This window comes from Nocardioides sp. Root1257 (assembly GCF_001425175.1).
Lineage (GTDB): Bacteria > Actinomycetota > Actinomycetes > Propionibacteriales > Nocardioidaceae > Nocardioides.
The window spans coordinates 23,818-48,158 of record NZ_LMDV01000009.1 but is presented as its reverse complement, the minus strand read 5'-3'; the positions used below and the strand labels follow the sequence as shown (position 1 = coordinate 48,158).

Genomic DNA, 24,341 nt, shown 5'->3' with positions numbered 1-24,341 from the left:
CCTCCTCACATCGGTTTGATGATCATCGAACCGAGGACTACGGTGAGTCCGTTCGATCTACATCGAACTTACCAGCAGGAGGACGAGATGAGCACGATCGTGACCGACCCCACCACGGACCACACGACTGGCCAGCGCTGGGCGTATCCGCTGCTGATCGCCCTCCTCGCCGCGTCGATGGGCGTCTCAGGCGCGCCCGCTCCGCTCTACGGCCTCTACGAGCAGCGCTGGCACCTCGCGCCGATCACCACGACGCTCGTCTTCGCGGCGTACGCCGCCGCCGCGCTGGCCGCCGTCCTGATGGCCGGCCAGGCGTCGGACAAGTACGGCCGCAAGCCGCTGCTGCTCGGGGCCGCGATCGGGATGATCGCCGGGCTGGTCGTCTTCATGACCGCCGAGGGCGTGGCCGCCCTGTTCGTCGCGCGGATCCTGCACGGCGCCTCGGTCGGCACCGCGGTCGTCGTCGGCAGCGCCGCGCTGCTCGACCTGCGACCCTCCCGCGGCGCCCGCACCGGTCACCTGACCGGGATCATGATCAACGTCGGGATCGCGACCACGATCCTGGCCGCGTCGCTGCTGGCCCAGTTCGCGCCGCACCCCTACGTCGCGCCGTACGCCGTCGTGGCGGTCGTCATCCTGGCGATGCTGCTCGGACTGCTCGCGATGGTCGAGCCGCACGCAGGTCGCACCGGTCGCGCCTCCGGCCCCCTGCGGCTGACCCGTCCGCACGTGCCGGCGGCGATCGCCGCGGACTTCCGGTTCGCCGTGCTCGGCGTGATGGCCGCCTGGTCGGTCCTCGGCGTCTACCTGTCGCTCTTCCCGACCTTCGCCGGCCAGTCGACCGGCGTGCACAGCCTGGTCTTCGGTGGCACCGTCGTCGCGGCGATGGCGGGCTCGGCCGCCCTGAGCCAGGCCTTCGGCGGTCGGCTCGCCGCGAAGCGGGCCGCGATCATCGGTGACTTCGGCACCGCTGCGGCGCTGGGCATCAGCGTCCTCGCCCTCGACAGCGGGCACGCCGGGCTCGTCGGGGCGGCCGCCGTCTTCATGGGCCTGTCGTTCGGGCTCGCCTTCGGCGGCTCGCTGCGCCACCTCGGCAGCGTCGTGCCCGCGGACGTCCGCGGCCAGGTGATGTCGGCGTACTACGTGCTCGGCTACAGCGCGATGATCGTCCCGACGATCCTGGCCGGGTGGGCGGCGACGACCTGGGGCCTGGCCGCGATCTTCCCGTGGTTCTCGCTGGCCGTCGCGATCGCCTGCATCACGGCCGGTGCCCTCGGTCTCACCGGTCGCGAGCGCAGCCTTGCCTTGGTTGCGGGCAGCCCCTCCTGAGGACTTGGATCTGGGGGTGACCGCGAGTGAGCTCAGCGACGCCGACGTGCCGATCGGACCGCACGACGACGAGCCGCACCAGATCGGCCTCAACAACCGGCTGAACTGGCTGCGCGCCGCCGTCCTCGGCGCCAACGACGGCATCGTCTCGACCGCCGGGATCGTGATCGGGGCGGTCGGCGCGACCAGCGACCGGTCCGCGATCGTGATCGCCGGCGTGGCCGGGCTCGCCGCCGGAGCGATGAGCATGGGCGCGGGGGAGTACGTCTCGGTCAGCACCCAGCGCGACTCCGAGCTCGCGCTGCTCGCCAAGGAGCGGCGCGAGCTGCGCGAGGAGCCCGAGGAGGAGCTCGCCGAGCTCGCCGGGCTGTACGTCGACAAGGGACTCGACGAGGAGCTGGCCATGGAGGTCGCGGTCGCACTCACGAAGAAGGACGCGCTCGGCGCGCACGCCGAGGCCGAGCTGGGGATCGACCCCGACGACATCTCGAACCCGTGGAACGCCGCCCTCGCGTCGACCGTCTCCTTCACCATCGGCGCGCTGCTGCCGCTGCTCACGATGACGCTCGCCTCGGCCGGCATCCGCCTGTGGCTCACCGTGGCCGCGGTCGTCGTCGCGCTCGCCATCACCGGCTGGGCCAGCGCCACGTTCGGCTACAGCAGCCCGCGCCGGGCGGTGCTCCGCAACGTCCTGGGCGGCCTCTTCGCCATGGCCGTCACGTTCGCGATCGGCTCCGCCCTCGGCACCCAGATCGGCTGATGCGCCTCTTCGTCGCCCTGGTGCCGTCCGACGAGGCGGTCGAGCACCTCGACGAGTTCCTCGACGTACGCCGCGCGGCCGCGCCGTACCGCTGGGCGAGCCGGGAGCAGCTGCACCTCACGCTCGCCTTCATGGGCTCGGCGCAGGAGCGGCACCTCGACGACCTGGTCGAGCGGCTCGGCCGGGCCGCGGCGAAGCGGAGCGCCTTCGAGACCCGGATCGCCGGCGGCGGCGCCTTCCCGAGCGCCGGCCGCGCCCGCGTCCTGTGGGCCGGGCTCGACCTCGACGACTACGGCAGGACCGAGATCGACCGGCTCGCGACCGGCTGCCGGGCCGCAGCCGGCCGCGCCGGCATCGCGGTCGACGGCCAGCGGTTCCGCCCGCACGTGACCGTCGCGAGGCTCGGCCATCCCGCCGAGGTGTCCGACTGGGTCCGGCTGCTCGACTCGTACGCCGGGCCGCCGTGGACCGCCGACCGCATCGTCCTCGTCGAGTCGCACCTGGGCGAGGGGCCGCGCGGGCGTCCGCGCTACGAGTCGGTCGAGGAGCTCGCGCTGTCGGGCTGAGCGCCGATCCGCCGCAGCGCAGCCATCAGCGCGGCGTCGGGTGACTCGGACGGCATCCCGTCGATCACCTCGACCGGCAGCGGGTCGAGGCCGCGGACCTCCTCGTGCAGGCGCTCCATGTCGGAGTCGAGCGCGTAGGCGGTCGCCGCCGCGTCGCGCAGGCCGGCGAGGAGCTCGGCGGGCACGTCGCGCCGGTACTTGTAGTAGATCTTGTGCTCGAGGCTCGCCCAGAAGTCCATCGCGATGGTGCGGAACTGCACCTCGACCCGCACCGGCCGCGGCCCCTCGGAGAGGAAGACCGGCACCTCGACCAGCGCGTGCAGGCTGCGGTAGCCGTTGGGCTTCGGGTCGATGATGTAGTCGCGGACCTCGACGATCCGGACGTCCGGCTGGTGGGCGAGGACGTCGAAGACCCGGTAGACGTCCGAGGTGAAGCTGCACACGACGCGGACGCCGGCGATGTCGACCACCCGCTCGCGCACCTCGTCGAAGGACGGGTGCTCCTCGAGGACGAGCCCCTTGCGCTCGATCTTCTCCAGCAGGCTCTCGGGCGACTTCAGCCGCGACGAGACGCTCTCGATCGGGTTGTAGTCGTGCAGGTGCGTGAACTCGTCCCGCAGGATGTTCAGCTTGGTGACCACCTCGTCCATGCCGAAGCGGTGCTCGAGCATGAACCGCCGGAAGTTCTCGTCCGGCAGCGGGGGAGGGTGCGCGGTCACCCCTCCACCGTACGGAGTGCGTGGAGCGGACCGGCGGGCGTGTCACCCGTCACATCCCTGTTCGTGACGGGTGATCTGGCCTAGGTTGCGACGGGTGAAGATCGCGGTGGCGAGAGAGACCCGAGCCGGCGAGATGCGGGTGGCGATGGTGCCCGAGCTCGTGGCGAAGCTGACCGGACTCGGCTACGAGGTGGCCGTCGAGCCCGGCGCCGGCCGGCACGCCCTGATCGCCGACGAGGAGTACGCCGAGGCCGGGGCGGTCCTCGACGACGGCGCGCTCGACGGCGCGGACGCCGTGGTGTCGGTGCAGCCGCTGGGCACCGACCGCATCGGCGCGCTGAGGTCCGGGGCCGCGACCATCTCCTTCCTGCCGACCGGCCAGGAGCCCGAGGTCGTCGCCGCGCTGCGGGACGCGGGCGTCACGTCGTTCGCGATGGAGCTGCTGCCGCGGATCTCGCGGGCGCAGTCGATGGACGCGCTCTCGTCGCAGGCGCTGGTGTCCGGCTACCGCTGCGCGATCGTCGCCGCCGGGATGCTCCGCCGCTTCTTCCCCCTGAACATGACCGCCGCGGGCACGGTCCCGCCGGCCCAGGTCGTCGTCCTCGGTGCAGGCGTCGCCGGGCTCCAGGCGATCGCGACCGCCAAGCGGCTCGGCGCCGTCGTCAAGGCGTACGACGTGCGCGCGGCCGCCGCGGAAGAGATCCGCTCGATGGGAGCCCAGGCGATCGACCTCGAGCTCGACACCCTGGAGGGCGCGGGTGGCTACGCGCGCGAGATGACCGAGGAGCGGGCCGCCCTGCAGATGGAGCGGCTGACGCCGTACATCGCAGCGGCGGACGCGCTGATCACCACCGCCGCCGTACCCGGCCGCAAGGCACCGCTGCTGGTCACCAGCGCGATGGTCGAGCAGATGAGCCCGGGCTCCGTCGTCGTCGACCTGGCCGCCGAGACCGGCGGCAACGTCGAGGGTGCGGTCGCCGGGGAGACCGTGCGGATCGGCAACGCCCAGGTCTGGGGCGGGCAGAACGTGCCGTCGCAGATGCCCGGGCCGGCGTCGCGGCTCTACGCGCAGAACATCGTCAACATCGTGACCCTGATGACCCGGGCCGCGACCGACGAGGAGGCCGGGGCCTTCGCGCCCGACTTCGACGACGAGATCGTCACCGGCTCCTGCGTCACCCACGGCGGTGCCATCCACCACGAACCCACCCGCGCGGCACTGGAAGGGACGAACTGATGGACGAGGCAGTCGTCTGGCTGACGATCTTCATCCTGAGCGTCTTCGTCGGCATCGAGGTGATCGCGAAGGTCTCCTCGACGCTGCACACGCCGCTGATGTCCGGCGCCAACGCCATCCACGGCATCATCCTGCTCGGCGCGATCCTGGTGACCGGCTCGACCGACAGCACCGTCGCGCTGGTCGTCGGGCTGGTGGCGATCGTGCTCGCCGCGGTCAACATGGTCGGCGGCTTCGTGGTCACCGACCGGATGCTGCAGATGTTCGTGCGCAAGAAGCCGAAGCCTGCTCCGACCGAGGGGAAGGCCTCCTGATGCCGACCTGGGTGCAGCTCGTCTACCTGGCCTGCGCGGTCTGCTTCATCCTCGCGCTCAAGGGCCTCTCCGGCCCGAAGACCGCCCGGGCCGGCAACCTGCTCGGCGCGGGCGCCGCCGTCGTCGCGGTGGTCGTGCCGTTCATCTACCTCGACCTGGAGCACGTCGGACTGATCGTCGCCGCGATCGCGGTGGGCACGGTGATCGGCGTCATCGGTGCCCAGCGGGTGCAGATGACCCAGATGCCCCAGATGGTGGCGCTCTTCAACGGCGTCGGTGGCGGTGCGGCCGCGCTGGTCGCCCTGCTCGAGCTGCACGAGTTCCTCAATCCGAGCCTGCCCGAGTGCCCGCCGAACGTGTCCTGCCAGTTCGACTTCGACGTCCCGTGGTTCACCCTGGCCGCGACGGCGTTCACGATCTTCGTCGGCTCGGTCTCCTTCGCCGGCTCGGTCGTCACCTTCGCCAAGCTCCAGGAGCTGATGACCTCCCGACCGGTCGTCTTCCCGGGGCTGCCGGTCGTCTTCGGGCTGGCCGGCATCGCGGCGGTCGTGCTCGGCGTCCTGACCGTCACCGACCCGTCCATGTTCATCGGCGTCGACCTCGCCGTGGTGGGCCTCGTCGTCGGGCTACTGCTGGTGCTGCCGGTCGGCGGCGCCGACGTACCGATCGTGATCTCGCTGCTCAACGCGTTCACCGGCCTGACGGTGGCCGCGAGCGGCTACGTGCTGTCCAACGTCGTGCTGCTCGTCGCCGGCACGCTCGTCGGTGCATCCGGCACGTACCTGACGATGCTGATGGCCAAGGCCATGGGCCGCTCGGTCTCCAACATCCTCTTCGGGGCGCTCAAGGGCGGCTCGACGCTCGGCGCCGGCGAGGCCTCCGACCGGCCGGTGCGCTCCGCCGGCCCGGAGGACGTCGCGATCCTGCTCGGGTACGCCGACCGCGTGATCATCGTGCCCGGCTACGGACTCGCCGTCGCCCAGGCCCAGCACACGCTGCGCGAGCTGGTCGACGTGCTCAGCTCCCGCGGCGCCCAGGTCGACTACGCGATCCATCCCGTCGCCGGCCGGATGCCCGGCCACATGAACGTGCTGCTCGCCGAGGCCCAGGTGCCCTACGAGCAGCTGATCGAGATGGACGAGATCAACGGCGAGTTCAAGAACACCGACGTCGTCCTCGTCGTCGGCGCCAACGACGTCGTCAACCCGGCCGCGAAGACCACGCCGGGCGCCCCGATCTACGGCATGCCGATCCTCAACGCCGACGAGGCCAAGCAGATCGTCTTCATGAAGCGGTCCATGCGGCCGGGCTTCGCCGGCATCGAGAACGAGCTGCTCTTCGACCCGAAGACCACGCTGCTCTTCGGCGACGCCAAGGACTCGCTCGGCAAGCTCCTCAATGCGGTGAAGGCCCTGTAACGGGACGCCCCCTGCATCGTTGACCCGGCATGAGCAATGACGACGACGAGCGCCTCGGCCGCCCCGACGGGCACCGCTACGACGCGCCCGAGTCCGACGACAGCAGGGTCAGCAAGGAGTGGGTCTACGCCGTCCTCGGCATCCTGGTGCTCGTCCTGATGGTGCTGATCGCCACCGGCACGGTGCAGATCTTTCCGGGCTAGCGGCCCGTCGGCTGACACGTCACGCACCCTCCGGAGCCTCAGAGGCATGCCTGGTGTGTCACTCGACGGCGACGCCCGGCTTCCCCGCGTCGGCGTACGACCGCACGACCGAGGCGTTGAGCGGGAAGTCGATGGCCAGGTCGCGGAAGAGCAGCCGGGACGCGGTGGCTGCCGCCGCCGTCGCCTCCCCGACCACGACCTCGGCCAGGTCGGCCGGCGTGTGCACGACGACCTCGTCGTGCAGGAAGAAGACCAGGTGCGGCCGGGCGTCGAGCGGGCCGTCCGAGCCCAGCCGCCACAGCCGGTTGCGCAGGTCGGCGATCCAGCAGAGCGCCCACTCGGCGCCGGTGCCCTGCACGACGAAGTTGCGGGTGAAGCGGCCGTACGCACGGCGGTAGCGCGCCTGACCGTCGGGGTCGGCCGGGCCGTCGTCGGGGTCGCGGTCCCAGGCCTCGCCGAGACCCGGGGCGCCGCGCCCGAGCAGGGTGCGCACCACCTGACCGCGCTCGCCGGCGCGGGCCGCCTCCTCGACGAGGCCGAACGCCGCCGGGTAGCGCCGGGTCAGCCCCGCGACCATCCGGCCGCTCTCACCACTGGTGGCGCCGTACATCGCGCCGAGCAGCCCGATCTTCGCGTCCTGGCGGCTCGCGACCGCGCCGTCGTCGACCATCCCTTGATAGAGGTCCGCGCCGCGGGCGGCGTTGGCCAGCGCCCGGTCACCGCTCATCCCGGCGAGCACCCGCGGCTCGAGCTGGGCGACGTCGGCGACCACGAGCATCCAGCCCTCGTCGGCCACGGCCGCGGGCCGGACCTGGACGGGGAACGAGAGCGCGCCGCCGCCGTTCGACGACCAGCGCCCGGTGGTCGAGCCCGCCGGCTGGTACGACGGCCGGAACCGGCCGCCGCTGACCCACTGGTCGATCCACGCCCAGCCGTTGGTGGAGAAGAGGTGCGCGAGCTGCTTGTAGCGCAGCAGCGGCACGATCCCGGGGTGGTCGAGCACTCGGAGCGACGAGGCCCGGGTGTCCGAGACCTCGAGCCCCGCGCGGCGTAGGGCCGTGAGCAGCTCGGGGCGCGAGTCGGGGTTGAGACCCGGTGCGTCGAACGCCGCACGCACCTCCGAGGCGAGGGCCTCGAGCCCCGCGGGCCGGGCGCCCCGCGGCGGCCTGGGGCCCAGCAGGTCCGTCAGCAGCCGCTCGTGGACGTCGACGCGCCACGGCACGCCGGCGTACGTCATCTCGGCGGCGACGAGAGCACCCGACGACTCCGCGGCGAGCAGCAGCGCGAGCCGGCCGGCCTCCGGCGAGGCGGCCACCGCCGCCAGCTGCCGGGCGTCCTCGAGGTCCGCGCGCAGGTGCTCGGCGGTGTCGTCGGCCGAGAACAGCGCCGGGTCCGAGGGCACCACCGGGCCGAGGCGATCCCAGTACGCCGACTGCTCGCCGACGAGCAGCTCGCGGTCCACCGCGGGGGCGCGGCGCAGCAGGTGGTGGCCCAGCCGCAGGTCGTGGCAGCGCTCGACCCGTACGCCGGCCGCGAGCAGGGGCGGGTACCACCGCGCGGTGTCGTCCCAGACCCAGCGCGGCCCGTCCGCCTCGCGCTCGCGGACGTACGCCGGCAGGTCGGCGACGCCCACCGTCGACTCGGCGCCGGCGTCGACGACCAGCACGCCGTCGTCCGGCAGCCGCGACAGCGCTACCCGGGTCACGACGTCACTTTCGCACCCGGCGCCGACAGGTCAGCGCGTCAGCCGACGACGCCGTACAGCCTGTCGCCCGCGTCGCCGAGGCCGGGGACGATGTAGCCCTTCTCGTTGAGCCGCTCGTCCATCGCCGCGGTGACGACGGTGACCGGGACGTCGAGGCCCTCGAGCTCCTTCTCCAGCCGCGCGCAGCCCTCGGGCGCGGCGAGCAGGCAGACGGCGGTGATGTGGTCGGCACCGCGGTCGGTGAGGAACTTGATCGCCGCGGCCAGGGTCCCGCCGGTGGCGAGCATCGGGTCGACGACGTAGCACTGGCGGCCCGACAGGTCCTCGGGCAGGCGCTCGGCGTACGTCGAGGCTTCGAGCGTCTCCTCGTTGCGGATCATCCCGAGGAAGCCGACCTCGGCCGTCGGCAGCAGCCGCATCATGCCGTCGAGCATGCCGAGCCCCGCGCGCAGGATCGGCACCACGAGGGGCCGCGGGTGCGCGAGCTTGGTGCCGGTGGTCGGCGAGACCGGGGTGACGATGTCGACCGGCTCGACGCGGACGTCGCGCGTGGCCTCGTAGGCCAGCAGCGTCACCAGCTCGTCGGCCAGGCTGCGGAACGTCGGGGAGTCGGTCTTCTCGTTGCGCAGCACGGTGAGCTTGTGGGCAACGAGCGGGTGGTCGACGACGTGGGTGCGCATGGCTGAACAGTAGTGGGCCGACGCCGAAAGGGGGTTGGCCGCACTCCTGCGGTCTGACACTCTGGAAGACCCGAACGGGGAGCACGGCCGGCACACGGAGCGGAGGAGTGCGATGACCGACGAGATCGAGGGCGTCGACTTCGCCCTGGCCGCCTTCCGCGAGGAGGGCGTGTGGACCGTGGCCGAGCTCGCGCACGACGTGATCGAGGACGTCGACCGGCTCTCCCACGCGCTGCGCCGCTTCCCCGGCGACGGTGGGGCCGTCGGCCTGGTCGCCATGGACGAGGACTTCTTCGTGATCGTGCGGGTGGCCGGCTCGAGCACCCGCGTGCTGCTCTCCGACATCACCGCCGCCGACGAGTGGGAGCTCGCCAGCTCCGCGGTGTCGTTCCTCGGACTGCCGCCGCCGGAGGACGAGGACGAGCAGAGCCCCGCCGGCGACCTCGACCTGCTCGGCGACCTCGGCATGCACGCCATGGACATGGGGGTGCTGCTCGACGACGTCGACCTCTACCCCGACGAGATGCTCAGCGACGTGGCCCGCAAGCTCGGCTTCGGGGAGCTCTTCGACGACGCGATCGGCCTCACCTCGGCGTGAACGTCCACCGGTGGGAGGGCGCGATGTCCGCCGCCCTCGACGAGGCGCGCGCGGCGCTGGCGACCGGCGACGTCCCGATCGGCGCCGTGGTGCTCGACCCGGACGGTATGACGGTGGGCCGGGGCCGCAACGTCCGCGAGGCCGACCACGACCCGACCGGGCACGCCGAGGTCGTCGCCCTCCGCGAGGCCGCCGCGGCCCGCGGCGAGTGGCGCCTCGACGGGCACACCCTCGTCGTCACCCTCGAGCCGTGCACGATGTGCGCCGGCGCCGCCGTGCTGTCGCGCGTGGAGCGGGTGGTCTTCGGTGCCTGGGACCCCAAGGCCGGCGCGGTCGGCAGCCTCTGGGACGTCGTGCGCGACCGGCGGCTCAACCACCGGCCCGAGGTCGTGTCGGGAGTGCTCGCCGACGAGTCGGCCGCGCTGCTCGAGGGGTTCTTCGCCGACCACCGGTGAGCCCTCAGCCCAGCACCCAGCGGACGGGCCGGTCCGGGTCCGTCTCGTAGCGGCACGCGATGCCCGTGTGCACCCGGTCGTGCAGGTGCCGTCCCAGCCACGGGTCGGTCTCGGCGACCTTGGCCAGCGCCGCGACGATCGCCTTGCGCACGGCGACCCGCGCCCGCTCGTCGTGCGAGCCCGTCGTCCGGCGGCGCCCGGCCATCCCGGTGGCGCGGTGGAGGTGGTCGACGACGGCGTCCCGCTCGGCGCGCAGGTCGGGGAGGTCGTGCACCTCGAGCTCGCGCTCGATGTCGGCGACCCGGCGTCGCAGGAAGCGCACGGACTCCTCGTCGAGGACCTCGATCCCGCCCTGGTCGACGACCTCGCCGACCAGGGTCGCCGATCGGATCTCGGTGTCGGGCTGCCGGACCAGCGCGTGCAGGTGGTCGAGCCCCTTCATGTGCGGGAGCACGAACGTCGCCCCCTCGCGACCGACCAGCCACAGCCCACCCGGCTGCGGGTGCAGGTGCACGACGGGGACGTCGGTGATCGGCGCGGCCGGTGCGTGCGCGAGCAACCGGTCCCGCCACCACGCCGCGCCGATCCGCTCGTACGTCGCGATCGCAGCGGCACGGTGCCGCTCGGCCGACTCCTGGTCGCCGAGGAGGGCGAAGGCTCGCCCGAGGGTGTCGTCCGTGACGCCGTGCCACTGCACGGCTCCGGCGTTCACCACCGACCGACCGGCGTACGGCGCCAGCAGCGTCACCACCCGCTCGGCCAGCTCGGCGTCGCCGACGTGGACTGCGCCCTCGAGGACGCACTGGAGGACGAGCAGCCAGTCGCTGTCCCGGGGCAGCTCGTCGAGCAGGTCGGCGGTGAAGACGCGCAGCATCTCGGTGACCTTGTCGGGCCGCTCGGCCCCCATCCAGATCATCACCGCCTCCGCGCGCACGGTGACCACGCCGTACTCGACCCCGAACTCCTCGAAGGACACCGCCTCGGCGGCGCAGCCGTCGACGTCACCGGCGAAGAACGCGGCGTAGCCCCGCATCTCGTGCAGCACCGCCCACGCGTCCGGGATGACCGCGTCCTGGGCGGCCGCCTCGGCCCGGGCCACCAGGCCGGCCGTCAGGTCGTGGCGACCGCGCAGCAGCTCGAGCGGCAGCCGTCGACTGGCGGCGAAGAACTCGGCACGGGGCGACTCCTCGGCCAGCTGCTCGACCGCCCGCATCGCGCGGTGCATCCGTGGCAGGTCGAGCACCTCCCAGGCGACGGTCAGCGACCAGAGGTGGGCCTGGAGGCGCGCATCCGGGTCGGCCAGGTGGGCGGCACTGTCGTCGAGCCGCAGCGCCCATGCCCGCCGCCCGGCCAGCTCGTCGGGGCCCCAGTGGGTCGCCAGCGTCGCGTCCAGCGCATCGGCCAGCAGCGCAGGGTCGCCCTGCTCCTCGGCGAGACCGAGTGCGGTGCTCGCGAAGGGACGCGCACGGTCCGGCGCGTTGGCGTAGGCCCAGCACCGCGCGAGCGCCGCCGCGAGCCGGATCCGCTGGCCCGGGTCCGAGCTGGCCTCGTAGGCCGCGTGCAGGCGTACGGCGAGCAGGCCCGGGGTCAGGTTGTAGGCCTGGCCCCGGGCCAGGCCGAGCACCGCCGCGACCCAGCGGTCGTGCTCACCGGCGGCCTCGGCCAGCTCGGCTGCGCGGCCGAACCAGGCCATCGCCGACTCGCCGTCGCCCTCGCCCCAGGCCACCTCCGCGCGGACCAGCAGGTCTGCGGCGGAGGTGGCGGGCGTGCTCACGATCGCAGGCTACGGTCAGGGCCGGAGCAGCCGCACCTGGTCGGCGTGCAGCCGCTGACGCTCCTCGTCCCAGTCGCCGGTGCAGGAGATCGCCAGCTCGCTGATCCGGCCGTCGGTGACGACGGCGTGGATGAGCTCGCGGCAGTACCAGTCCTGGCCGCCGTCGCGCCAGCGCTCCTCGAACTGGAGGAGGAAGCCGCGCGACGTCCGGTCCAGCGCCTCCACGCGGACCGTGCCGGGGAAGGGGTGCTCGTCCTCGCGGAGGTGGAAGACCGCGTCGACGCCCTCCGCCTGGACCCGCCAGTGCGGCACCGTGAGGTCGGCGAAGACGTCGTCGGCGAAGAGGTCCGGTGGCCGCTCACCGGTCTCCAGCCAGGTGACGAACCGCGCGGCCAGGGTGGTGGCGACCTCACCCAGGTCCGCTGCGGCGGTGCGGGCGTCCAGGGCGGTCATGACGAGGCCCCGGCCATGCTCTCGATGTTGCGGCCGATGACCTCCATGACCGGGCCGAGCTCGGCCGTGCGGCTGAACTCCACGATCGAGGTGCCGGCGGCGATCAGCGGGCGGTGGCCGGGTGGCGCGACGTACGCGTCGCCCTCGACGTAGGTCTCCTCGTGGTCCGGCCAGCGGAAGGTGATCTGACCGGCGGTGACGTAGCCGTGGTGCTCGCACGTGCAGGCGTCGCCGGGCAGGCCCTGGAAGTACGGCGCGACGTCGAGGTCCTGCTTGAAGGTCTCGAACGAGACGGTGTGCTCGTCGAGCTCGGCGTAGCGACCCTCGACGACGTCGAGGTCGATGCCGACGGGGGTGGTGGTCCGCGATGCGCTGGGCATTGCTCCTCCTCGGGGTAGGTGTTCCTGTCACCCGGAAGGCGTGACGTCCGGCGTCACGATGTGCCGTGGTCGGTGAAGGTGGTTTCGAGGCTCAGGCCTGGCGGCCTTCGCACCTCGACCACCGACACCACCCGGAGGACGGGCTCAGTCGCGCGGGCCGCCGTGCATCAGGCCGTCGAGGCCACCGGGCAGGGTGGCGGCGAGCGACTCGTCGAACTCGCCGTCCACCAGCACGAACACCACGCGCGCGGTCTCGGTGCCGCGGTTGGCCCAGGCGTGGTCGGTGCCGCGCTGCACCACGATGTCGCCGGAGCCCAGCGTCACCTCGGAGTCGTCGAGCACCAGGGTGATCTCGCCCGAGAGCACGATGCCGTAGTCGACGGACGCCGTACGGTGCACCGGCGACTGCAGGCCACGCTCGTCGAGGAAGCCCGGCGCGAACTCGTTGATCCGGATCTTGGTGCCGCGCGGCGGCGGGGGTACGGCGAGGGTGCGCTCGGTCGGCTCCGACGGCTCGACCGCGACGATCCGGGTCGGTGCGCCCTCGGTGTTCCACACCTCGTGGAAGGCGACCCCGTCCTCGGGGAGCTGCCGGCTCACCGGTACGGGGCCGTCGCTGAGCACGACCGAGACGCCGTCGGGCGTGTGGCCGGTGACCACGCGGCGCGGGGTGCGAGAGGTGTCGGGCATGTCGACGAGTCAACGACAGCGGCGACCGCGCGGCAATGACCGCGGTGATCGCGCGGCCGGATGGCTGGCATCGACACCAGCCACCTTCCGGACCCCACCGGGTTCACGTTGACTCAGCGACGTGACTGCCACCACTGACTGGACGGCCGCCTGGATCTCCCCGACGGATGACCCAGGCCCCGCAGGCCGACGACCGGCGTACCGGCTCCGCGGCGAGCTGGTCCTCGACCGTCCCGTCGTTGCGGCGCAGCTGCGCGCGACCGCGCACGGCATCTACGAGCTCGAGCTCGACGGTGTCCGGGTGGGCACCGACGAGCTGACGCCCGGCTTCACGGAGTACGCGCACCGCACCCAGGTCCAGACGTACGACGTCGGCCACCTCCTCGCCGAGGGGCCGCACGTGATCGACGCGCTGCTCGCCGACGGCTGGTACCGCGGACAGGTCGGCATCCTGCGCGCCTCCGACCAGTGGGGCACCGAGACCGCGTTCCTGGCCGAGCTGCACCTCGAGCACGACGACGGCACGACCAGCGTCGTCGGCACCGACGCCACCTGGCGCTGGTCGCGGTCGCACATCGTGGCCGCCGACCTGATCGAGGGGCAGCGCGAGGACCGGCGTCTCGTCGGCGCCGAGGCGGACTGGCAGCCGGTGACGGTCAGCGACCGGGGGTACGACGCGCTCGTGACCTCCCCCGCGCCGCCGGTGCGCGCCGTCGAGGAGGTCCGGCCGATCTCGGTGACGATGCTGCGACCCGGCGTCCACGTCGTCGACCTCGGGCAGAACATCAACGGACGCGTCCGGCTGAGCGACCTCGGCCCCGAGGGCACCGAGACCACGCTGACGCACGGCGAGGCGCTCGGCCCCGACGGCGACGTGACGATCGAGCACCTGCGGCCGGCGATGCCCTTCCTCCCGGAGCCGCTGAGCGCCGGCCAGGTCGACAGCGTCGTGTCGGCGGGGGTGCCGGGCGACGCCTTCGAGCCGCGCTTCACCACCCACGGGTTCCGCTTCGTCCGGGTCGAGGGGCACCCGGGTCCGCTGCGACCCGGCGACGTGACCGGCATCGTGGTGCACACCGACCTGGAGCTCCGCGGCTCCTTCTCCTGCGACGTCGAGCGGCTGGACCGCCTGCACGAGGCCGCGGTCTGGAGCTTCCGCGGCAACGCCTGCGACATCCCCACCGACTGCCCCACCCGCGAGCGCGCCGGCTGGACCGGCGACTGGCAGCTCTACGTGCCGACCGCGTCGTACCTCTACGACGTGCAGGGCTTCTCCACCAAGTGGCTGCGCGACGTCGCGGCCGGGCAGTGGGAGGACGGCACGATCACCGGGATGGCGCCGATGCCGGTCGCCGAGATGACCGGCTTCCTGCGCACCGCCAACGGCTCGGCCGGCTGGGGCGACGCGTCCGTGCTCGTGCCCTGGGAGCTCTACCAGGAGTACGGCGACGTCGCGGTCCTCGAGGAGCTCTGGCCGACGATGGTCGCGTGGCTGGACCGTGCCGAGCGGATGGCCTCGCAGGACCGGCACCCGGACCGGGTCGCCGCGCACGCCGTACCCCTGCCTCATGAGCAGTTCCTGTGGGACACCGGCTTCCACTGGGGTGAGTGGCTGGAGCCCGGCGGCGAGCCGCAGGACTTCCCGGCCTTCATCGCCGCCGACAAGTCCGACGTCGCGACGGCCTTCTACGCCTGGTCGACCCGGCACGCGGCGGCGATCGCGCGACTGATCGGCAAGGAGGCGGAGGCAGAGCGGTACGCCGCCCTGAGCGCGCACGTCGTCGACGCGTGGCGCACCGAGTTCATCGACGCCGGTGGGCACGTGCAGCCGCACACCCAGGCCAACCTGGTGCGCGCGCTCCGCTTCGGGCTGGTCCCCGACGACCTGCGCCAGCTGGCCGCCGATGACCTGGTCGCGCTCGTGCGCAAGGCGGACACCCACCTCGGCACCGGCTTCCTCGCGACCCCCGACCTGCTGCCGGTGCTCGCCGACCACGGGCACCTCGACCTGGCGTACGAGCTGCTCCTCCAGGACACCCAGCCGTCCTGGCTCGCGATGATCGACCGCGGCGCCACCACCGTCTGGGAGCGCTGGGAGGGCATCGACGACGACGGCGTGCCGCACGAGTCGCTCAACCACTACTCGAAGGGCGCGGTCATCTCCTTCCTGCACCGCTACGTCGCCGGCCTGCAGCGCACCGAGCCGACCTGGCGTCGCTTCCGGGTGGCGCCGCGTCCGGGCGGTGGCATCACCCGCGCCTCCACCGAGCACCTCACCCCCCACGGCACCGCCGCCGTCGCCTGGCAGCAGGGCCGCACCTTCGCCCTCAGCGTCACCGTCCCGCCGGGGTGCACCGCCGACGTGGTCCTCCCCGACGGCACGACGTACGAGAAGGGGCCGGGCACCCACACGTTCTGAGGACGGTGGTCGGGGTGTGCCGACACGCGTGCGCCGGTGTGCGGGTTTCACCGGCTGGCCGCCGAAACCCGCAGACCTGTCAGCCGGGACCCGCACGACACGCCGCCGACCACCGGCGCGTCGTGCGGCGGTCGGCTGACAGGCCCCGGCCGGTTGGATGCCGGGACGACCCGGACGACGTCACGCCTCGATGGTGCCGGCGAGCCGCACGACCTCGCGACGCAGCTCCCGGTCGCCGGACAGGTCCGGCGCGACCTGGGCGATCACCCGGTCCACGACGTCCTCGACCGGGTCGTCGCCCGCGACGTGCAGGACCCACGCCGCGAGCACGCGGGTCGAGCCGGTCGGCACCCGACCCTCGGCCCGCTCCGCACGCAGGCTGGGCAGGATCCGGGCCGGGATCTTCTGCGGGCCATCCAGCGCGATCTGTGCGAGCAGGTGCCGGATCGCGGGGTTGGTGAAGCGCTCCAGCAGCGCCGACCGGTAGGCACGCGTGTCCGCAGGGTCCTGCGGGAGTCGCCGCGACGCCTCGTCCCACCACTCCTCCACCCAGCCGCGCAGGACGGGGTCCGCGATCGCCTGCTCGACCGTCTCGTGGCCGCGTGCGAGCCCGGCGTACGCCAGCAGTGAGTGGGCGCCGTTGAGCAGCCACAGCTTGCGCCGCTCGTACGGCGCGACGTCGTCCACGAACGTCGCGTCCCAGTCCGGGCGGCCCGCCGGGAACGCGCCGCTCAGCACCCACTCGGAGTAGGGCTCCGTGACGACCGGGGCGTGGTCGTCGAAGCCCGTCGCCTCGAGCACCAGGGCCCGGTCGGCGTCGGTCGTCGCCGGGGTGATCCGGTCCACCATCGACGTCACGAAGGCGACGTGGTCCTCGATCCAGCCGGTCAGCCCCGGGTCGGCGAGCGACAGGACCGCCGAACGCAGCACCGAGCCGTTGTCGGGCAGGTTGTCGCAGGGGACCAGCGAGATCGGGCCTGCTCCGGCGGCCCGTCGTGCCGCGAGGCCGGCCACCAGACGAGCGGGTGCACCGGCAGGGCCGGCGTGGTAGCCCACCTCGGTCACGGTGATCGTGACGACCGAGACCTCGGGGCGCGCGAGGTAGTCGAGCCAGGCGTCCTCCTCCGCGGCCGCGTGCACCGCGGACAGGCTGCCGATCCGCTCGAAGGTCGGGCCGGCCGGGTGCTGCGTGACCAGCGTGTAGGCGCAGCCCTGGGCCCGCAGCGTCTCGGCCAGAGCCGCGCTCCGACCGGTGAAGGCCGCGATGCCCCACTCGGCAGCGTCGGGCGCTCGGTCGGTGTACCAGGCCTGGTGGGAGCGGGAGAAGGCGCCGAGCCCGAGGTGCACGACGCGGACCGGCCTCACGGCCTCGGGCATCACAGCTTGAAGACCCGGCGCGGGCTGTCCACCAGGTCGCGGATCGCCTCGTGCGCCTCGTCCTCCGCCAGCCGGTGCTCGACCACCAGCTGCGCGAGGTAGCCGGCGTCGAGACGGCGCGCCATGTCGTGGCGAGCGGGGATGGAGCAGAAGGCGCGGGTGTCGTCGACGAATCCCGAGAGCTTGCTGAAACCGACCGTCTCCGTCACCGCCGACCGCCAGCGCCGGATCGCGTCGGGGGCGTCGAGGAACCACCACGGCGCCCCGACGTACACGCTCGGGTAGAAGCCGGCCAGCGGCGCGATCTCGCGGGAGAAGACGGTCTCGTCGACGGTGAAGAGGACCAGGTGCAGGTCGGGGTGCAGGCCGAAGCGCTCGAGGATCGGCCGCAGCGCATCGGTGTACTCCATCGCGAGCGGCAGGTCGTGGCCCTGGTCGGGCCCGAACCGCTCGAGCGTCGGCCGGTGGTGGTTGCGCCGGATGCCGGGGTGCAGCGTCATCACCAGGCCGTCCTCGGTGGACATCCGGGCCATCTCGAAGAGCAGGTGGCGTCGGTACGCCGTCGCGTCGTCCGCCGTCGCCCTGCCGTCGTACGCCGCGCGGTGGATCCGCTCCGCCTCCGCGTCGCTCAGCGGCTCGGAGCCCAGGTCGACGTGGCTGTGGTCGGCGGACGTGCCGCCCTGGTCGACGAAGAACGCACGGCGCTGCGCCAGGGCCGCGATGAAGCCGGCACAGCTGGTGGGCTCGTCGGCGATGCTCTCGACGGCGGCACGCCAGCCGGGACGCCCCGGCTCGAGGTAGCGATCCGGCCGGAAGGTCGGCAGCACCCGTCCGTGGAACGTCGGGTCCGCGGCCAGGCTCGCGTGCGCGGCGAGGTCGTCGGCGGGGTCGTCGGTGGTGGCCAGCACCTCGATGCCGAACCGGTCGAAGAGCGCGCGCGGGCGGAACTCCGGCTGCTCCAGGCAGGCGGCGACCTGGTCGTAGAGGGTGTCGGCGGAGGCCTCGCTCGGCCGCTCCGACACCCCGAAGATCTCGGCCAGCTCGGACTCGAACCAGTAGGCCACTGGGGTCCCGCGGAAGACTGGCCAGTGGGCGCACAGGGTCCGCCAGATCGCGCGCGACTCGTCCTCGGTGGGCTCGGCGACGCCGACCCCGAGCCGCTCCAGGCCGACGCCGTTGGCGTGCAGCAGCCGTTTCACGTAGTGGTCGGGGGTGATCAGCAGGCTCGCGGGATCGCGGAACGCCTCGTCGTCGAGCAGCAGGCTCGCCTCGACGTGGCCGTGCGGCGAGAGGATCGGCAGCTGGCGCACCACGTCGTACAGCTGGCGCGCGATCACCCTCGTCGCGGGGTCCGACGGCAGCAGACGGTCGGGGTGGAGCTGCAGGGCCGGCACGCCCTCATCCTGCCTGCAGCCGGAAGAGCACCTCGCCCGCGTCGGGCACCACCAGCGTGTCCGGATCGGCCTCCTCGGTCGCGACGTCGAGGTCGGCGGGATCCAGGTAGCCCAGGTTCGCCGCGCGTACGACGTCCTCGGGGATCCCGGTCGCCAGGGTGACCGTGACGCGCAGCCGCTCGCCGTGCTCGGCGTCGTAGCTGCCGGCGCCGCGCAGGTGGGTGGAGTGTGCGAGCACCCCCCAGTGCAGGTGGGAGAAGCGGTCCCACTCCGCGGTGAAGTAGTCACGGCAGTGGTAGCCGATCTCCTCGATCTCGGGGTGCATCGCGGAGATCCGGGTGATGTGCGGCGCGTAGAGGACGACCTCCCCGCCGTCGGCGACGACCGGCTCGACCTTGTAGAAGCCCTTGGCGGCAGTCCACATGTCGTCGTACTTCTCGGGCACGAGGGAGACCACGCGGCGCACCGGCCGCTCGAGGTGTCGGACGTGCACCTGCGCGGAGATCTCGGCGCACTCGGCCCACGCCTGCCGGGGCTCCCCGAACGACATCGCTTGCACCGTGCCGGTGCCGGACGTGACGACCAGGCATCAGAGGGCCAGCCGTCGGGCGGGAACCAGTGCCGCAGCCTCGTCGATGAGGGCCCGCACCGGGGTGGTGCCGCGGGTGCCGATGATGTCGGCGCTGGAGATCAGGGCCCCCAGCCAGTGGGAGAGGTCGATGACCTCGGGCCCGGCGACCCCGGGGAAGAGGTACTTGTTGCCGCCGGAGAAGCCGACCACCTCGTGCGGGAAGACCGGCCCGACGAGGATCACCACGTCGCTCTCGGTGACGTGGCGGTTGATCCGCACGTCGACGGCCTGCTCGAGGCGTCCCTCGGACAGCTGCTTCACCCGCTCCGACGAGATGGTTCCCAGCGACACGAACGTCCCCGGCTCCCACCACTCGTGGTTCACCACGACCAGGCCCGGGTACGGCGCGCCGAGGTGGGCGTCCAGCTGCTCGTCCGTCATCGCGGCGTGGGTGCCGAGCGCCACCACCGCGGTCAGCCCGGCGACCCGGTCGACGAGCGCCGCGTGGAGCTCGCGCACCAGCAGGGGGAGCGGGCAGCTGCGGGTGGCGTCGGGCACGACCAGGCAGACGCGCTTGCCGTCGACGTCGAGCCCCTCCAGCTCCCGACGTACGAACGCCGCGACCTCCTCGTCGTCGAGCTCGACGCCGGGCCCACCGATGACTGTCACGCGGTCAACTCTGCCACCGTGCCACCACGGCGGCGTCAGTCGCGGCCGACGTACTCGATCTCGCTGAAGTCGACGGTCCCGGCCTCGGCGAAGACGCCGAGCACGCGACCCGTGAAGGACTTGGCGACCTCGAAGCTCCAGTAGCGGCCGTCGACCTCGGCGAGCACCCGCCGCTCACCGTCGACGGCGGCCCAGAAGCGGATCGTGCCGGCACCGACGTCGCCGTCGCGGAAGTCGCGCGACGCGCGCTCCAGGTCCAGGCCGAGCCGCAGCTCGCCCGGGCCGACATCGGCGGTCCAGGTGCGCGAGAAGCCGGCGAGAGCCGCCGTCGCGGTGACCGTCCCGCCGGACGCGGACACGGTGAGGAAGTGCGTCTCGTCGTGGCGGGCGGCCACGCCTCCGGTGCCGGCAGAGGCGTCCACGACGGCGGAGAACGTCGCGCCGAGGTGGGCCTGCCGGCGTCCGACGAACCACGGCCTCGGGTCGTCCATGCCCCGTCCGTCGCCGGTGATCGTGACGCGACCGCCCACGGGGACGCCGACCGCTGACGGCGTACGACGCACGGAGATCCAGTCGACACCGGGGTCCGACCCGGGCACGTCGCGCAGGGTCGCGATCGGCCACCCCTCGGTCCACGACACCGAGGCCAGGAACGTCTCCCGACCCAGCGGCGAGAAGGCCTGCGCGAGCCCGACCGGTCGTACGCCGAGCAGCACCATCGCGTCGCCGTCGTCGGTGCTGACGAGGTCGGCGTGGCCGACGTTCTGCACGGGCGACCCGGTGCTGCGCGCGCTGATCACGGGATTGTGCGGGCTGCTCTCGAACGGCCCGTCCGGCGACGCGCTGCGCGCGATCGTCACGACGTGGCCGCGGTCGGTCCCGCCCTCCGCGGCGAGCAGGTACCACCACTCACCACGCCGGTAGAGGTGCGGACCCTCGGGCGCGTAGAGCCCGCTGCCCTTCCAGACCGGCCGAGCCGGGCCGAGCGCCTCGCCGGTCGCCAGGTCGACACGCACCTGCTGCAGCTCGCGCGGGAAGTCCGCGAACGTGACGTACGCCGTGCCGTTCTCGTCCCAGGCCAGGTCCGGGTCGATGCCGGTCACCGCCGGGACCTGCACGCCGTCGCTCCACGGCCCGGCCGGGTCGGTGGCCGTGTAGACCACGCAGCCGCGGCCGCCCATCATGATCGTGACGGTCACGTAGTAGATGCCGTCGCGGTGCCGGATCGTCGGCGCCCACACGCCTCCTGGCGTCGGCACGTCGTCCAGCCCCGCCTGCTCCGGCCGGGTGATGACGTGGCCGACGAGCTCCCACGACAGCAGGTCGGCGCTGCGGTAGACGGGGAGGCCCGGCAGGTACTCGAAGGTCGACGTCACCAGGTAGTAGGCGTCGTCGACGCGCACGATGCTCGGGTCGGGGTTGAAGCCGGAGAGGAGCGGGGTCATGCGTGGCTGACGATCGGCCCGCCGTTGAGCGCGACCATCTCCGGCCACAGGCTCGGGATGTTGAGGCGGACGGACGGCTCGTAGTCGGTGAGCTCGACGTACGCGCGGTGCAGGTTGCAGACCACGCGCTCGCCCTCCTCCCACTCGCGGTAGGGGCTGTCCGCGACGGCCTTCTGGGCCGCCTCGAGCGGCGTCAGTCCGGCGGCGTACGACGTGAGCGCGAGCTCCTCGATCCAGCCGACGTACCCCTCGAGCGCATCCAGCACGCGGCCGACCTCGTCGCCGTGACAGGCGGGGCCGTGGCCGGGCAGCAGTGCCGCCGGCTCGAGCGCGCGCATCCGCCGGGTGGCCTCGCGGAAGCCGATCATCGAGCCCTCGAGGAAGATCGGGTGGCCGCCGGAGAAGGCCAGGTCGCCCGCGAACATCACCTTCTGCTCGGGCAGCCAGACGCCCACGTCGTTGGTCGAGTGCGCGGGTCCCATGATCTGCAGCTCGACCGGGAACTCGCCGAGGTGCAGCGTGATGTCGCTGTCGATGGTGACGTCCGGCGGCCGGACGACCAGGTCGCCGTAGTCGGCCGGCAGCTCCTGCGTCGCGGCGAGACCGGCGCGCAGCACGCCCTCGCGGCACAGGTGGTGGCCGATGATCGTGGTCGTCGACGGCAGGAAGCCGTTGCCGTAGGTGTGGTCGGGGTGCGAGTGCGTGTTCACCGCGATCCGTGGACCGCCGGCCGACACGTGCTGCACCTCGGCGAGCAGCGCGCGGTTGCGCTTCTCGGTCGAGGTCGTGTCCACGAGCACCGCGTCACCCGACGCGTCCGTGATCACGCCGCAGTTGTTGACCATCCAACCCCCGGCCGGCTGCACGAACGCGTACACGCCCGGCGCCAGCTCCTCCAGGTACGACGTCCCGTCTTCCCATGTCATGGCAGCAAGTCAGCCTGACGGTGACGCCCGCCACAAGGTCCGAAGCCATCACCAGGGCCGATCCTTGGCATCGCGACGACGGCGTTCCGGCGCGCGCCGCGGGCTGTTTGACTCGGCGGCGTGCCAGCCACCTCGATCCGCTGGCCGCTGCTCCTCGTGCTGGCGTCGCTGGCCGCGGTCGCGCCGGTCGCGACCGACCTCTACCTGCCCGGCTTCCCGGCGATGGGCGACGACCTGGGCGCGGACGCGAGCGGCATCCAGCTCACTCTCACGACGTTCCTGGTCGGCATGGCCCTCGGCCAGCTGGTGATGGGACCGCTCTCGGACCGCTTCGGCCGGCGTACGCCGTTGGTGGCGAGCGCCGCGGTCTGCGTCGTCGCCGCGGTCGCCTGCGCGCTCGCCCCGAACCTCGGCGTGCTGGTCGCGGCCCGTCTCGTCCAGGGCTTCGCCGGCGCCGGCGGGATGGTGATCGGGCGGGCCGTGATCGCCGACGTCGTGACCGGGGCTGCGGCGGCGAAGGCGTTCACCCTGATGCTCACGGTCGGCGGCGTCGCGCCGGTGCTGGCACCGCTGGTCGGAGGCCTGCTGGCCGGCCCGGTCGGCTGGCGCGGGATGCTCTGGACCGTCGCGATCCTCTGCGGCCTGATGCTCGTGGGCGTGCTCCTCGTCGTCGAGGAGACGCACCCGCCGAAGACCCGCAGCCAGGGCTCGACCTCCTGGCTGGCCGGGCTGCGGACCGTCACCGGCCGCGGCGCCTACCGCGGACCGGTGGCGGTCTTCGCGCTGTCCTTCGCGGTGATGATGGCCTACATCTCGGCGTCGCCGTTCCTCTACCAGTCGGTCGTCGGCCTCTCCGAGATCGGGTACGGCGTCGCGTTCGGCATCAACGCCGTCGGCCTCATCGGGGCCGGCTGGGTGACCAGCCGCCTCGTCGACCGGATCACGCCGCGCGACCTGGTCCGCGGCGCGATCACCGTGCAGGTGCTGGCCTGCCTCGGCTTCGTCGTGCTGGCGCTCGCCGGTGCGCCCGGGTGGACCTACCCGGTGCCGGTCTTCCTGGCCGTGACCGCCAACGGCGCGATCATGGGCAACGCCGCGGCGCTCGCGATGTCCGAGGTGCGCGAGGTGGCCGGGTCCGGCAGCGCCGTGCTGGGGTTCAGCCAGTTCGCCCTCGGCGCGGTCGTCTCGCCGTTGGTCGGGCTCGGCGGCGAGGACTCGGCGCTCGTGCCCGCGCTGGTGATGGCCACCGCCTCGGTGCTCGGCTTCACCGCGAGCCGGGTCGGGCTGCCCGTCCGGCCGCTGACTCAGGTGGTGGCGAGCTCGTCCTCGACGGAGACGGCGACGTCGTAGAGCAGGCGCCGCAGCCAGACGACCGCCGGCTCGTTCTCGCGCCGCAGGTGCCAGTGGGCGGCCTCGGTGATCTGCACGGAGTCGAGGTCGGTGGCCGCGATCTCGAGGTCGAGGATGTCGAGGCAGCGCCGCGCCAGCCGGGCCGGCACGAACGCGCACATCTCCGTGCCGCTGACCGCGAACGGCAGCGTCAGCAGGCTCGTCACCTGCACCAGCACCCGGCGGTCGACGATGCCGCGTTTCTCCATCTCGACCTCGAGCGGCCGCTTCTTCTCGCCGGCCGCGCCGAACTCCGCCACGGCGTGCGGCATCTCGCGCAGGTCGTCGAGGCCGAGCGCGCCGTCCACGAGGCGGTCGTTGTCGCGGGCGACCACGCAGACCAGGTGGTCGGTGAAGACGGGCTGCTTGCGCCCCGGGAACTCGAAGCCGAGCGGCCCGATGATCAGGTCGCGCCGCATCAGCTGGGTCTCGAACTGGCTGGGTCCCACGTCCAGCGTGTCGAGCGCGACCGAGCATCGAGGTGCCTGCTCGGCGACCAGCCGGGTCAGCGGCTCGGCGAGCACGGTCATGGCGTACTCCGACATGCTCACCGCGAAGCGTCGGTTGCTGGACGCCGGGTCGAACTCCCGCTGGTTGCCCAGCAGCGCCTCGGCCGCCTCGATCGCCTCGGCGACCTCCGGTCGCAGCTGCTCGGCCAGCGGCGACAGCTCGAAGCCGCGCCCGACGCGCACGAGCAGCTCGTCGTCGAAGTGCTTGCGGAGCCGCGCCAGCGCCCCGCTCATCGCTGGCTGGCTCATCGTCATCCGCTCACCGGCGTGGGTGAGGTTGCGCTCCTCCAGCAGCGCGTGGAGCGAAAGCAACAGGTTGGCATCAACCTCCCGCAACCGCTCCCTCACCCCACAGACTCTA

At 72.9% G+C, this 24,341-nt stretch carries 25 protein-coding genes; 11 read left to right on the top strand and 14 right to left on the bottom strand.

What is annotated here, in order from left to right; genetic code table 11:
* Window positions 1–87 precede the first annotated feature (87 nt).
* The 3 genes from ASC77_RS14550 to thpR are packed head-to-tail and all read left to right on the top strand — an operon-like array spanning window position 88 to window position 2,655.
* Entirely contained in the window at window positions 88–1,329 is a 1,242-nt protein-coding gene (locus tag ASC77_RS14550) for an MFS transporter (protein WP_056154321.1), read from the top strand.
* Window positions 1,330–1,339: 10 nt separating this feature from the next.
* Window positions 1,340–2,089, top strand: coding sequence for a VIT family protein (locus ASC77_RS14545; RefSeq protein WP_414813193.1), 750 nt, complete (start codon window positions 1,340–1,342; stop codon window positions 2,087–2,089).
* Window positions 2,089–2,655: an RNA 2',3'-cyclic phosphodiesterase gene (gene thpR / locus ASC77_RS14540; RefSeq protein WP_056154319.1), complete on the top strand. Its 567-nt coding sequence runs from the start codon at window positions 2,089–2,091 to the stop codon at window positions 2,653–2,655. Before ASC77_RS14545 ends, thpR begins: the two co-directional genes overlap by 1 nt.
* On the opposite strand, the gene ASC77_RS14535 is transcribed toward thpR, so the two are convergent.
* The gene (locus ASC77_RS14535; protein WP_235547681.1) at window positions 2,619–3,374 is read right to left on the bottom strand and encodes a GTP pyrophosphokinase family protein; all 756 of its coding nucleotides are present in this window, start codon (window positions 3,372–3,374) and stop codon (window positions 2,619–2,621) included. The genes thpR and ASC77_RS14535 overlap by 37 nt on opposite strands.
* A 94-nt stretch (window positions 3,375–3,468) precedes the next feature.
* On the opposite strand from ASC77_RS14535, the gene ASC77_RS14530 reads away from it, so the two are divergent.
* Genes ASC77_RS14530 through ASC77_RS26690 form a run of 4 tightly spaced genes read left to right on the top strand, consistent with a single transcriptional unit; the run spans window position 3,469 to window position 6,546 of the window.
* Complete coding sequence (locus ASC77_RS14530; protein WP_056154316.1) at window positions 3,469–4,611, top strand: NAD(P) transhydrogenase subunit alpha; 1,143 nt, start codon at window positions 3,469–3,471, stop codon at window positions 4,609–4,611.
* Entirely contained in the window at window positions 4,611–4,925 is a 315-nt protein-coding gene (locus ASC77_RS14525; RefSeq protein ID WP_056154312.1) for an NAD(P) transhydrogenase subunit alpha, read from the top strand. The genes ASC77_RS14530 and ASC77_RS14525 overlap by 1 nt, the downstream gene beginning before the upstream one ends.
* On the top strand, window positions 4,922–6,343 hold the full coding sequence (locus tag ASC77_RS14520; RefSeq protein ID WP_200945029.1) for an NAD(P)(+) transhydrogenase (Re/Si-specific) subunit beta: 1,422 nt from the start codon (window positions 4,922–4,924) through the stop codon (window positions 6,341–6,343). Before ASC77_RS14525 ends, ASC77_RS14520 begins: the two co-directional genes overlap by 4 nt.
* Window positions 6,344–6,372: 29 nt before the next feature.
* A complete protein-coding gene (locus tag ASC77_RS26690; protein ID WP_156391104.1) occupies window positions 6,373–6,546 on the top strand; it encodes a hypothetical protein in 174 nt (57 codons plus the stop codon).
* 58 nt (window positions 6,547–6,604) lie between these two features.
* Here ASC77_RS26690 and ASC77_RS14515 read toward each other — a convergent pair whose 3' ends face one another.
* Together ASC77_RS14515 and upp are read right to left on the bottom strand one after the other, a co-directional pair.
* Entirely contained in the window at window positions 6,605–8,251 is a 1,647-nt protein-coding gene (locus ASC77_RS14515) for a bifunctional 3'-5' exonuclease/DNA polymerase (RefSeq protein WP_056154307.1), read from the bottom strand.
* Window positions 8,252–8,289: 38 nt separating this feature from the next.
* Window positions 8,290–8,931: a uracil phosphoribosyltransferase gene (gene upp / locus ASC77_RS14510; RefSeq protein ID WP_056154305.1), complete on the bottom strand. Its 642-nt coding sequence runs from the start codon at window positions 8,929–8,931 to the stop codon at window positions 8,290–8,292.
* Window positions 8,932–9,043: 112 nt separating this feature from the next.
* On the opposite strand from upp, the gene ASC77_RS14505 reads away from it, so the two are divergent.
* Both ASC77_RS14505 and ASC77_RS14500 read left to right on the top strand, forming a co-directional pair.
* The gene (locus tag ASC77_RS14505) at window positions 9,044–9,529 is read left to right on the top strand and encodes a tRNA adenosine deaminase-associated protein (protein WP_056154302.1); all 486 of its coding nucleotides are present in this window, start codon (window positions 9,044–9,046) and stop codon (window positions 9,527–9,529) included.
* Window positions 9,530–9,552: 23 nt separating this feature from the next.
* Window positions 9,553–9,984, top strand: coding sequence for a nucleoside deaminase (locus ASC77_RS14500; RefSeq protein ID WP_056156461.1), 432 nt, complete (start codon window positions 9,553–9,555; stop codon window positions 9,982–9,984).
* A gap of 4 nt (window positions 9,985–9,988) precedes the next feature.
* On the opposite strand, the gene ASC77_RS14495 is transcribed toward ASC77_RS14500, so the two are convergent.
* The 4 genes from ASC77_RS14495 to ASC77_RS14480 all read right to left on the bottom strand — a co-directional run bounded on the left by ASC77_RS14495 (window position 9,989) and on the right by ASC77_RS14480 (window position 13,281).
* Window positions 9,989–11,758, bottom strand: coding sequence for a hypothetical protein (locus ASC77_RS14495; protein WP_056154299.1), 1,770 nt, complete (start codon window positions 11,756–11,758; stop codon window positions 9,989–9,991).
* Between the two features lie 15 nt (window positions 11,759–11,773).
* The gene (locus tag ASC77_RS14490) at window positions 11,774–12,211 is read right to left on the bottom strand and encodes a hypothetical protein (RefSeq protein WP_056154297.1); all 438 of its coding nucleotides are present in this window, start codon (window positions 12,209–12,211) and stop codon (window positions 11,774–11,776) included.
* A complete protein-coding gene (locus ASC77_RS14485) occupies window positions 12,208–12,591 on the bottom strand; it encodes a hypothetical protein (protein WP_056154292.1) in 384 nt (127 codons plus the stop codon). The genes ASC77_RS14490 and ASC77_RS14485 overlap by 4 nt, the downstream gene beginning before the upstream one ends.
* Window positions 12,592–12,735: 144 nt before the next feature.
* Window positions 12,736–13,281, bottom strand: a complete 546-nt coding sequence (locus tag ASC77_RS14480) for a cupin domain-containing protein (protein ID WP_056154289.1) — start codon at window positions 13,279–13,281, stop codon at window positions 12,736–12,738.
* A 121-nt stretch (window positions 13,282–13,402) separates the two neighbouring features.
* Between ASC77_RS14480 and ASC77_RS14475 the strand changes: the two genes are divergently transcribed.
* Window positions 13,403–15,700, top strand: coding sequence for an alpha-L-rhamnosidase (locus tag ASC77_RS14475; RefSeq protein ID WP_056154286.1), 2,298 nt, complete (start codon window positions 13,403–13,405; stop codon window positions 15,698–15,700).
* A gap of 180 nt (window positions 15,701–15,880) precedes the next feature.
* Here ASC77_RS14475 and ASC77_RS14470 read toward each other — a convergent pair whose 3' ends face one another.
* From ASC77_RS14470 to ASC77_RS14450, 6 genes are read right to left on the bottom strand one after another with little or no spacing between them, the layout of a single operon-like run.
* Complete coding sequence (locus ASC77_RS14470) at window positions 15,881–17,077, bottom strand: mannitol dehydrogenase family protein (RefSeq protein ID WP_056154283.1); 1,197 nt, start codon at window positions 17,075–17,077, stop codon at window positions 15,881–15,883.
* Window positions 17,077–18,471: a glucuronate isomerase gene (uxaC, locus tag ASC77_RS14465; RefSeq protein WP_056154281.1), complete on the bottom strand. Its 1,395-nt coding sequence runs from the start codon at window positions 18,469–18,471 to the stop codon at window positions 17,077–17,079. The genes ASC77_RS14470 and uxaC overlap by 1 nt, the downstream gene beginning before the upstream one ends.
* Before the next feature lie 4 nt (window positions 18,472–18,475).
* A complete protein-coding gene (locus tag ASC77_RS27460) occupies window positions 18,476–19,021 on the bottom strand; it encodes a hypothetical protein (protein WP_235547679.1) in 546 nt (181 codons plus the stop codon).
* Between the two features lie 39 nt (window positions 19,022–19,060).
* A complete protein-coding gene (locus tag ASC77_RS27455; protein ID WP_235547677.1) occupies window positions 19,061–19,711 on the bottom strand; it encodes a lactate racemase domain-containing protein in 651 nt (216 codons plus the stop codon).
* 35 nt (window positions 19,712–19,746) lie between these two features.
* The gene (locus ASC77_RS14455; RefSeq protein WP_056154278.1) at window positions 19,747–21,156 is read right to left on the bottom strand and encodes a glycoside hydrolase family 43 protein; all 1,410 of its coding nucleotides are present in this window, start codon (window positions 21,154–21,156) and stop codon (window positions 19,747–19,749) included.
* The gene (locus ASC77_RS14450; RefSeq protein WP_056154277.1) at window positions 21,153–22,082 is read right to left on the bottom strand and encodes an MBL fold metallo-hydrolase; all 930 of its coding nucleotides are present in this window, start codon (window positions 22,080–22,082) and stop codon (window positions 21,153–21,155) included. Before ASC77_RS14450 ends, ASC77_RS14455 begins: the two co-directional genes overlap by 4 nt.
* A 120-nt stretch (window positions 22,083–22,202) precedes the next feature.
* On the opposite strand from ASC77_RS14450, the gene ASC77_RS14445 reads away from it, so the two are divergent.
* A complete protein-coding gene (locus ASC77_RS14445; protein WP_200945003.1) occupies window positions 22,203–23,432 on the top strand; it encodes a multidrug effflux MFS transporter in 1,230 nt (409 codons plus the stop codon).
* On the opposite strand, the gene ASC77_RS14440 is transcribed toward ASC77_RS14445, so the two are convergent.
* Complete coding sequence (locus ASC77_RS14440) at window positions 23,387–24,328, bottom strand: LysR family transcriptional regulator (protein ID WP_235547675.1); 942 nt, start codon at window positions 24,326–24,328, stop codon at window positions 23,387–23,389. The genes ASC77_RS14445 and ASC77_RS14440 overlap by 46 nt on opposite strands.
* Window positions 24,329–24,341: the final 13 nt, after the last annotated feature.